General features: G+C 61.0%; 8 protein-coding genes. 4 read left to right on the forward strand and 4 right to left on the reverse strand.

All coding sequences use genetic code 11. The annotated features are described in order from the left end of the window. Window positions 1–179 precede the first annotated feature (179 nt). Window positions 180–302, forward strand: coding sequence for a hypothetical protein (locus WBV42_RS13620; protein ID WP_423986507.1), 123 nt, complete (start codon window positions 180–182; stop codon window positions 300–302). On the opposite strand, the gene WBV42_RS13625 is transcribed toward WBV42_RS13620, so the two are convergent. Together WBV42_RS13625 and WBV42_RS13630 are read right to left on the reverse strand one after the other, a co-directional pair. After that, window positions 303–437, reverse strand: a complete 135-nt coding sequence (locus WBV42_RS13625) for a DUF7503 family protein (RefSeq protein ID WP_423986508.1) — start codon at window positions 435–437, stop codon at window positions 303–305. A 108-nt stretch (window positions 438–545) separates the two neighbouring features. Continuing rightward, complete coding sequence (locus WBV42_RS13630) at window positions 546–896, reverse strand: histidine kinase (RefSeq protein ID WP_423986509.1); 351 nt, start codon at window positions 894–896, stop codon at window positions 546–548. Between the two features lie 440 nt (window positions 897–1336). Here WBV42_RS13630 and WBV42_RS13635 point away from each other — a divergent pair, with 440 nt between their 5' ends. Next, window positions 1337–2110, forward strand: coding sequence for an AAA family ATPase (locus tag WBV42_RS13635; protein ID WP_423986510.1), 774 nt, complete (start codon window positions 1337–1339; stop codon window positions 2108–2110). Continuing rightward, the gene (locus tag WBV42_RS13640; RefSeq protein ID WP_423986511.1) at window positions 2107–2649 is read left to right on the forward strand and encodes a hypothetical protein; all 543 of its coding nucleotides are present in this window, start codon (window positions 2107–2109) and stop codon (window positions 2647–2649) included. The genes WBV42_RS13635 and WBV42_RS13640 overlap by 4 nt, the downstream gene beginning before the upstream one ends. Window positions 2650–2983: 334 nt before the next feature. Here the strand turns inward: WBV42_RS13640 and WBV42_RS13645 are convergent, their stop codons facing one another. Beyond that, complete coding sequence (locus tag WBV42_RS13645) at window positions 2984–3736, reverse strand: creatininase family protein (RefSeq protein ID WP_423986512.1); 753 nt, start codon at window positions 3734–3736, stop codon at window positions 2984–2986. Then, entirely contained in the window at window positions 3733–5112 is a 1380-nt protein-coding gene (locus WBV42_RS13650) for a M28 family peptidase (protein WP_423986513.1), read from the reverse strand. Before WBV42_RS13650 ends, WBV42_RS13645 begins: the two co-directional genes overlap by 4 nt. 109 nt (window positions 5113–5221) lie before the next feature. Here WBV42_RS13650 and WBV42_RS13655 point away from each other — a divergent pair, with 109 nt between their 5' ends. Next, window positions 5222–6724 (forward strand): metallopeptidase TldD-related protein, encoded by a 1503-nt coding sequence (locus WBV42_RS13655; RefSeq protein WP_423986514.1) that lies wholly within the window; start codon window positions 5222–5224, stop codon window positions 6722–6724. The last annotated feature ends 103 nt before the right edge of the window (window positions 6725–6827 follow it).

A 6827-nucleotide genomic window follows, 5' to 3' on the forward strand; every position in this document is an offset into this window, starting at 1 on the left:
GAGGTGTATCACTCGTCCAGAACGAGAAGGGGAACCCACGGTATCTGAAGCTAGAACGAGTCGGCAAAAACCAGTTTGAGGTCGAAATAAGCGTGTGTTTGACCTATCTGTTCGGACTTGGCACTCACGTCAATTTCCACCACGACTGGTCACAAAAACGGTTTTTGGGGTCTGCGCCAGTGACAACGCTGACACTGACTGCTGAGTCGCTCCAAGCCGAACTTTCGAAACAAGTCGTTCCGGTCGAGGTGAACGGTGAACTCGTCTGGAGCGATGAAATACAGGTATCCGACTTGGAATAGTTACGGTCCGGGGTTCGATCCGCCACCTGCGAGCACGGCACCGAACTGTGTTACCAGCAGGGTAAGGGCGAACAGTACTCCGATCAGTCGAGGATGCTCCGTTAGCTTGCCGCGTAGTGCATTGTTTTTCGACATCGCGAACGAACAATTCCACTATCATGAATTATAATTTTTTTAATAGTTCATGAAAAATATCATTTGAGGTTATGTTTGATTAATCATATTATTTCTAAAAATGCGTTCTCACTGCGTAAAACCACCAATAGCGTCCGATATCGGATTTTTGAGTTCGTGAATAACGTCGTCGAGTTCGTCGGACAACCGCTGTAACAGTCGCGCATGTGTCGTCGTGGCGAGCGTATACTCCGGGTGTACACCGTCGGTATCGACCGTTTCGACCAGTTCGAGGTCGAGTAGTTCGTCACGGTGGTTCGTCCACGTACTCGGTGCGGTTCCCGCGTGGTCCGCCAACTCCGTCGCGCTGAAACTCCCGTCCGGGTCGTCAGCGAGCACGGCGAGAAATTTCATCCGTGCGGGATAGACGAACACCTGCGCGAGCGGTGGTGACGTGAGATCGTTGTTCCGGGGACACATATGGTATGTTATCACATGTTTGTTTGAAAACAGTGTTGGAGTTCGTTTGAAGAAGGACGGACTGAACATACTGTCAGCAAAAGGGAAAATTTTAGACGGCAGCGGTAATAATCACGGATTGGATGCGTGAAATTCACACGAATCGCCGATGCAAACGTACGGCTTCCAGGACCGGTCACCGCCACTCAACCCGTCCGGGAGTTCGGCGAACTGCGACACATCGTCGGCCGCCGTGTCGGCACGCATCCCGTCGCTGCCAACCGATCAGGCCTCTGCACCCTTGATCGGTTCCACTTTATCGGTCTCGCTGACGATTTCGTACGTCGGTTCCTCCCCGCCGGACCCGGATCCTGATTATCCGGTAGCGAACGATATGGAGTCCATTTCTCGTCCATCGAATCAAATGTATTTTTAAAGGATGGAGACGGGAGTTTAGAACGATGGTCGAGGCGTTTGCGGTTGCGAGCGGCAAAGAAGGCACCGGCAAGACCACGAGTACGCTCTCGCTCGGGATGGCGCTGGCCGAGGAGTACGACGTAACGGTCGTGGATACCGACACCGGAATGGCGAACTTGCTGTTTCACACCGGACTGACCGACGCGGAGACGACGCTTCACGATCTGCTCATCGGCGACCGTGAGGCGTCCGTCGAGGACGCCGTCTACGAACGATTCGGAATGAAGGTCGTACCCTGTGGGACGAGCCTTTCGGCGTTCGAGCGCGCCGACCCCGACCGGTTACAAGCGGTCGTGGCGGAGTTGGCGGCCGAAACGGACGTACTCCTGCTCGACTCGCCCGCCACGCTCGGCAGCAAGAGTGCGATCCTTCCGATCGTCCTCGCCGATCGGATCGTCGTCGTTCTCCAACCGACGATTCCGTCCCTCAGCGACGGTCTGAAGGTCCAAGAGTATGCCCGTTCCTACGGAACTGGGACGGCTGGCGTGCTGTTCAACAAGGTGCACGAGGACGAGACCGTGGACCCGATTTCGGAGAAAAGCGAGCGTTACTTCGACGGACCGACGCTCGCCGCCGTTCCAGACGACGAGGCTGCGCGTGCAGCACGGCGCGCGGGAAAACCGCTGCTCGCACACGCACCCGATAGCACGGCCGCGAGCGCCTACCACGACGCCGCAGGGGCGCTCGACGTTCGTGCTGGCGAATCGGAGCGGGTCGCGGAACGCTTCCGGAGCGCGGTCATTCCCGACTCACCATGACGTCTCCTCGTGGCGAACTCGTTCTCTCCCGCGTCGTCAGCGACCCCGGAACAGCGCTCACCACTGCGCTCGAACAGCGTCTCACCGGCTGTGTCGTCTTCGAGCCGCAGGATTCGCTGCTCCTCGACGCGAACGGATACGGGGTGTTGACCTTCGAAGACGGGATTCCGATACAGGCTCACCATACCGGCACCGGGCGGGGAGGTCCCGAGGCGGTGGCCGACCTCGCCGTCCCAGGCCCGTACAGCGTCGAACTTTACCGGCAGTCACCGGACGAGCGTGACACGGACTTCCGCACGGACGACCGACGCATTCCGCCGGGAATGCCCGCCGAGCGGTTGGCTGGCGATCCGCCGTTGGCAGAGAAAACGCGAGAACGCGCGCCGGAACGGGCGTCTGCGGGGTCGGAGACGACGTCAACCAGCGCCGTGGAGGCGTTTCTAGAGGACGAGGAGAAGATCGCTGCGATCCGTGAACAGGCTCGACAGGAAGCCGAACGACGGGCGTCTGAGTGGGGGTTGGACGACCAACTTTCGTAGCGATCGGTGCTGCTTGCCGATAGACCGTCTCGTGGGCCGCAGAAGGGAAAATATACGTCACGTCCACGAGTGAAACAGGAATCAATGCAGACCCCCGGTCGGTTGGTCGGTCCCGCACCTGACGCCCTCTCGCTCACCGTCGCTATTCCGGACGACGGGGGTACCGCCGTCGCCTCGAATCGGGCGTGGAAGAAGTTCGGTGAGGAGAACGACATCCGACCTCCCGCCGACACTATCGGCGACAACTACATCGAGATTTGTGACCGAACGAGCGACGGACGGCGCACGCTTCGACGTTCGGACGACGTCGATGGTTCCCGAACGCGAACGACCGTTACTCCTGGTCGATGTCCGATTTCAGCGCGGCGAGGATGTCCGCGTTCGTTTCCGCGACGACTTCTCCGAGGAACTCCGGATCGGATTGCGTCGGGTCACCGAGTCCACCCTGTTCCGTGATGTCGTCGAAGTACGTGTACTGACGGGCCTCGAAGTCGGCCTTTCTGACCTGTGGTTCCTTCTTCTCCGTTCTGACGAGGTCGGGATAGAACAACTCGATGGCGCTGGTTTCGTGGTCGCCCGCGTGTCCCCACCCCTCGCCAAAGCGCTCTTTCAGCCTGTCGCGGGCGAAGTCGGTCCAGTGGATGAACGAGGTTTTCACCCCGTGGTCGCGCTGAATCCTGTCCGCCGCGAGGGTGAGTGGCGCGCGGTTGCCACCGTGGCAGTTGAGCACGAGGAGGCGCTCGGCACCGTGATTCGCCATCGACACGCCGATTTCCACGACGACTCGCTGGTAGGTGTCGCCCGACAGCGTGACCGTCCCGGGGTAGTTCATGTGGTGTTCGGAGTACCCATATGGAAGCGTCGGCAGCCGAACCATCGAGAGGTCGTGGTCGGGTGCCGCCTCGACGATTTCCCGCGAGAGCGACTCCGCTCGGAGCGTATCGACGGTGACGGGAAGATGGAGGGAATGCTGTTCGACGCTCCCGGTCGGGAGGACGACGAAATCCGCGTCGGGAATCGCCGTTTCCGCGTCCTCCCACGTCATCCCGCCGAGGTCGTACGGTTCGTAATCGAGTCGGACCGTCATCGGTCGGCCTCCGCCGCCGTCGTCTGCCCCTCGCCGTCGAACGGCCACGTGCCGGAGTTTCGCATTCCGGGTTCGAACCCCTGTTCGACCGTCGCCTCACGGATTTCCGCGACGGACTTGTGTGGTAACTCCCGGTCCGCTTCCGCGAGTTTGTACACCCCCGCGGTGAAGACGACGGCGAGGTCACGGAGGTCGCGCACGTCGAGTTTGTCCAGCGTATCCCCGTGCGTGTGACCCCACCCGCGGCCGCTTTCGCCCGCGATGGACCGACCTTGCATACCAGCGACGCCCTTCTGGACGAACGGCCAGTGGTCGCTGTGTGGCCGGATTCCATCGTGAATCTCGACCGGAACGTCGAACTCCTCGCTCACTTCCGCGAACGCTTCGCCCATCGGGTCGAAGCCGTGGGTGTACACGTCGGCGGTACGGGAGTAGCCCGCGCCGTCCATGTTGAAGATACATTTCACGGCGTCCATATCGTGCGTTTCCGCCCAGTGGTACGCACCGAAGAGGCCGACCTCCTCGGACCCGAAGACGAGACAGCGAACGCGTGTTTCCGGGTCGTCCTCCATCTCGACCAGTAGACGACCGATTTCGGCGACGAGCACCGTTCCGACACCGTTGTCGTTCGCACCTTCGCCCACGTCGTGGGCATCGACGTGCGCGGTGACGAGCACTTCCTCGTCGGTGTCCGGTCCGACGACGGCCTCGATGTTGCGGGAGGTCGCCGGTTCGTTTCGGCAGTTCACGGTCAGTCTGGCGGTCGTCTCGCCGCTCCCGCAGTATCGAACGAGTCGGTCGCCGACCTCTTTCGAGACGCCGACGGCGGGAATGTCGCCGGGGCCGTCCTCCTTGCCGATGCTTCCGGTGGGGGGAAGGTTGCCGTCCAGATGGTTTCGGAAGAGGAATCCGACCGCACCGCCGCGTGCCGCCGCCCCGTATTTTTCGGCACGGTGGATCCAGCGCCCGTAATCGTCCGGCGTCATGCTGGAAGCCATGACGAGTTTGCCCGCCACGTCCACCTCCTCGAAATCCTTGGGCAGGCCGTAGCCGACGTCGACCAGTTCGGCGTCCACATCGCCGCTCGGCGTCCCGGGGAGGGCGACGGTCTCGTGCTGTGCGTCGAACTCGTGGGTCCGGTCGTGTTCGACGGTCAGCGAACTCGACTCGCGCCACCAACCGGGAATTCCGAACTCGTTGATGGCGACTTCGCGGAGACCGTGCGTTTCGAACGCATCCTTTACCAACTCCGCTCCTTCGACCTCACCCTCCTGTCCGGCCATTCGGTTGTCGAGATCGACGAGATCACAGAGCAGGTCCCAGTGGTGCGTGCTCGTGTACGCATCACCGACGAGGTTCGTGTGTAGTGTTGTCATAGTTCGTGGTAGGATTTACGATTGGCGGGCCGGACGATGTACGTTTGGTTCGAAGAAATCCGCGCAGATGTAGAACATATTTTAGGTGATTCCGACCAAGTGGACCGTCATGGACGAGACGACGGACGGGACGAACACCCCGGCGGATGGACTCGATGCCGCCGAGTGGGTGCTCTCTCGGTTCGAATCCGACGACGAAGTCGCCTTCGCGGAAGTCGGGTGCCTCGACAGGGACCACACGACCGGATCGACGACCCCGTCCGAGGTTCGGTTCGCGGACGATCTCTCGCACGTGGGCGTCTGGTGGCGCGTGTTCGCGGAAGGGAGCGCCGACTACCGATTTACTACCTCGTTTTCCGAATCCCATCTCGAAGACCTCGTGGAACGGTCGATTCGCTCGGCACGGGTGTTGGACCAGAACGATCCGGCACAGTACGACGTCGGGACGGTGCATCGGGCGATCCATCCGGGATGGACGACCGGCGAGTCGCTCTCCGACCGAACGGCCGATGAAAAACTCGCTACTGTCCAGTCCGCCTTTGCGGGGTCACTGGACGGCTTGATGTTCGACCGGGCGGTGACTTCGTACCGCGACGAACGGCTTCGGACGACGTTACTGACGACGACCGGGACGACGATTCGAACGTCCATCGAGCGAGCGTCAGTCGAAGCGGTCGTCACTCCGACCGAGGCGGCACCGGTACAGCGCCATTTCGGCGCGACCACCGGAGCTACGTTCCTTGATTCGCTTCCCGAGCGATTCGACGAGATGGTGACGGCGGCCCGACGACAGTCCGAGTGGCCGATGCTCGACAGGGATTTGGCCATCGGAGACCGCGTCGAACTGGTGTTCTCCCCGCGAGCGGCCGCGGAGTTGTTCCACGGGTTCACCCACTATTTGGAGGCGGATTCGGTGTACTTCGGGTCGAGTCCGTACGCCATCGGCGACCGATTCGGACCGTCGATGCTCGACATCGAGGACTGTGTCCACGCCGGGTCGTGGGGGACACTGGCGTACGATATCGAGGGGAGACCGGCGATGCCGGTATCGCTGGTGTCCGACGGTATCGTCCGTAACTACCTCCACGATACGGTGTCCGCGCTTGAGGAAGGGACCGTCCCGATGGGGTCGGTCGTCCCGAGCGTCGGGTACGAGCGACCGCCACGAATCCACGCTCGCCATGTGGACGTCGCTCGGGGGAACGATTCCGATGCCTCGTTGCTCGATGGCGCGGACCTGTACATCGAAGCGGTCGAGTCGCCGAGAATCGACAACGAGGCAACGCGGACGAAGCGGGCGAGTTCCATGCCGCCGAGCGTCCCCTACGCCAAGGATATCGCGGCGACGACGCCGTCCGAGTTCGCCGACGAGGCGACGAGCCAGACCCTGTCGTTTCCGGTTCGGTTCGGCTACACGATCGACGATGGGGAACGTACGAGAGGAATCACGGACGGACTCGTGACCGTTTCCCCGTCGGACGTTCGCTCGATGTCGGCCATCGGGAACACGCGTGAAACGGTGACCGGCGTCTGTTCGAAACACCGGTCGATGCTCCCCTATGCCGTTACTTCTCCGGCGGTTCGGGTTTCTGCACGCTTCTCGCACGAATAGCGACGATTGTGTGATGTCCCACAGTATTATTCGATATTGAGAGAATTTTTTCCGGCAATACTATACGATTTGTAATATATTGTTAGTTTTACTTATATAGTAG

Origin of the sequence: Haladaptatus sp., from assembly GCF_049589095.1 — an archaeon.
Classification (GTDB): domain Archaea; phylum Halobacteriota; class Halobacteria; order Halobacteriales; family Haladaptataceae; genus Haladaptatus.